Origin of the sequence: Spirillospora sp. NPDC049652, from assembly GCF_040675125.1 — a bacterium.
In the GTDB taxonomy this organism is placed as follows: Bacteria; Actinomycetota; Actinomycetes; order Streptosporangiales; family Streptosporangiaceae; genus Spirillospora.
Window position 1 is genome coordinate 1 of record NZ_JBFAOF010001052.1, and the last position, 2,338, is coordinate 2,338.

At 73.7% G+C, this 2,338-nt stretch carries 4 protein-coding genes; all 4 read right to left on the bottom strand.

Translation table 11 applies throughout. The features are described from left to right. A partial coding sequence (locus AB0J52_RS36740; protein ID WP_500187521.1) for a DUF2637 domain-containing protein occupies nucleotides 1-729 on the bottom strand: 729 nt, incomplete at its 3' end. Next, complete coding sequence (locus AB0J52_RS36745; RefSeq protein ID WP_500187522.1) at nucleotides 726-1,037, bottom strand: hypothetical protein; 312 nt, start codon at nucleotides 1,035-1,037, stop codon at nucleotides 726-728. The genes AB0J52_RS36740 and AB0J52_RS36745, both read right to left, overlap by 4 nt. A 65-nt stretch (nucleotides 1,038-1,102) precedes the next feature. Beyond that, the gene (locus tag AB0J52_RS36750; RefSeq protein ID WP_500187523.1) at nucleotides 1,103-1,813 is read right to left on the bottom strand and encodes an NUDIX hydrolase; all 711 of its coding nucleotides are present in this window, start codon (nucleotides 1,811-1,813) and stop codon (nucleotides 1,103-1,105) included. Then, nucleotides 1,810-2,202 (bottom strand): RRQRL motif-containing zinc-binding protein, encoded by a 393-nt coding sequence (locus AB0J52_RS36755; RefSeq protein WP_500187524.1) that lies wholly within the window; start codon nucleotides 2,200-2,202, stop codon nucleotides 1,810-1,812. Before AB0J52_RS36755 ends, AB0J52_RS36750 begins: the two co-directional genes overlap by 4 nt. Nucleotides 2,203-2,338: the final 136 nt, after the last annotated feature.

The following is a 2,338-nucleotide window of genomic DNA, read 5'->3' on the forward strand; positions in this document are numbered from 1 at the left end:
GTCGGCGGGTAGGGCGGCGGGGGCCAGTTCGCCGAGTCGGTAGAGGGCCTTGGTGCGGCGGGGCGCCTTCCACCGCCAGGCGAGCGTGCCGTAGGCGTCCTTGAGGTCGGTGCGCGCCAGGACACGGTCCCGCTCGCGGCCCAGCGCATCGGGGTAGGAACGGATCTCCCACAGCACCATGCGGCGCCACAGCTTCAGCGTCGGCCAAGGCGCGAGCAGCCACCGGGAGGCGCGGATGCCGTCCATGCGGGTACCGGACTCGATGCCGGCGCGGACCCGGATGACGTGGGCGCCGATCTCGACGGCGATGACCCACAGCACCGGAAGCAGCGCGTGCGCGATGCGTCCGAACGCGGTGTGCTCCACGGCGATGTTGAGGTAGACGGTGGCGCCGGTCAGCGTCCACGGCACCAGCCGCAGCCACCGCACCCGCATGTCTAGCCGCGCCAACACGATGTCCAGCGCTGCGAACGCGGCGATGCCCAGGTCGATCCCGAGCGGCACCGTCCACGCCAACCGGCCGAACGACGGGTGGGCGGCGTCGGCCACGGCGGTGAAGGAGTTGACGAAGCCCAGCAGGGCCAGCACCGCCACCAGCGCGGCCACGGTCGCGGTGGCGGTGAACTCGTTACCCGTCAGCGGTCGCACGGCCGATGCCGACTCGGCGGCGGACTGGTCGGCGGTGGCGGTGTCGCCGAAGGTGGGCGGGGGCGTGTGCGGGGGGCTCATGCGGCGGCCCTCCCCGCGGTGATGGGCGGGTGGTACTCGTTGTCGAGGTCGGCGGCGTGCACGGCCTTGCCGCACGGGTCGCACCGGAAGCGGACCGGGCCGCCGTCCAACGGGGTCCGGCAGGCCGGGCACAGCTTGGCCGGACCGGTGCGCAGCGGCACGCGCACGGCGTTGGGGCGGGTGCCGTTGAGGGGCGTGATCGGTCGGAGGGCGGCGGGCTCGGCGGCGTGCGGGTTGGTGGCCTGTGCGCCGAGGTCCCTGACGGGCGTGCCCGTGGTCGGGTTGGTGTTGGGAGTGGTGCGGATCATGGCGGTCTTCTCCGTTCCGGTCGGGCCGGGCGGGGCGGAAGGTCGGGCGCGGGAATCGGTGCGGCTCAGGGGAGGCGGGTGCCGTGCCGGGGGCACGGTCCGGAGGACAGCAACTCGCCACAGATCCAGGAGTCGACCGGGTCACGGTGCCGCGGCTTGGACACGTCGCAGACCGTCGGCGCGTACTCGCCGGTGGCGTGCGGGTCACCGGCGGCGGCCAAGTCCTCCAGAACCAGCAGCGCGCCGCGCGACAGGCGAATGACGCCCAGATCGGCCATCCATCGGCACCAGACCGGTTCGAGACCCGGCCGGGCGGTGAACTCGCCGGTGGTGAGCAGGCCGACGGCGTACTCGGTGGTGCGGTGCGCCAACTCCTGCATCTCGTTGGCGGTCACCCAACGGGCGTTGCGGGTCTCACGCACCGAGGGCGCCAGGGCGCCGGTCACGGTCGCGGTGAAGATCTGCCACTGATGGCCGGTGCCCCGCGAGCCAGGGACGCGGCGGCACCGGTTGGAACGCCAGCCGCCGACACGGGTCGCCTCCAGCCCGGTGACGGTCAGCCCCAGTTCCTCGGCGACCTCGGCGCGGGCCGCATCGGCGTAGCCCTCGTGCTCGTCGAACACGTGCCCAGCGACCGGCGCAACGCCGGCGGGGAAGGTAACGCGGTCGAACATCAGGAACCGGCCGGCCGGGTCGGTGATGACGACGCCGACGCTGGCGTTGTCGCACCGCTTGGGCAGCGGAACGGTGACGGTGAGGTTGGCGGCGTGGTTCATGCTGCGATCTCCTGTCGGTCGAAGCAGTCCAGGCAGACACCCAGACGACGGGGCAGGACGTAACCGGCGTCGCGGCCACAGTCGGGACAGGTACGGCGGGCGGCCAGGGCCTTGCCGAGGGCCGCGCGCTGACGCTCGGACGGGGTGCGCTTCGGGAGCGCCAGGCGCACGTCGTAGAGGTAGGCGGCGCGGATGTGCACCCGCCGGGTGTACCGCGTGGAGTGCCACAGCACTTGGGCGATGACCTGCTGACCGCCGGGCCGCAGCCCGCGCGCGGCGAGCTGACGCAGCGTCAGCAGGTGGCCGGGCGCCATCTTCCACGGGTAGGTGGGGATGCCGAACCGGGCGCCGGTCGGGTCGTAGAAGCGGGCAGGCGAGCGGCGGCCCATGGCTAGGCCACCTCCGGGAGGGCCGAAGTCGGCAGCGGGATGCGGGTGCGGACCTGCGTGGCGGCGGCGATGCGCGCGAGCGGACCGAAGTCCGCCGAGCCGAGGGCCGCACCCGCAGCGCAGCCCTCCCGCAGCG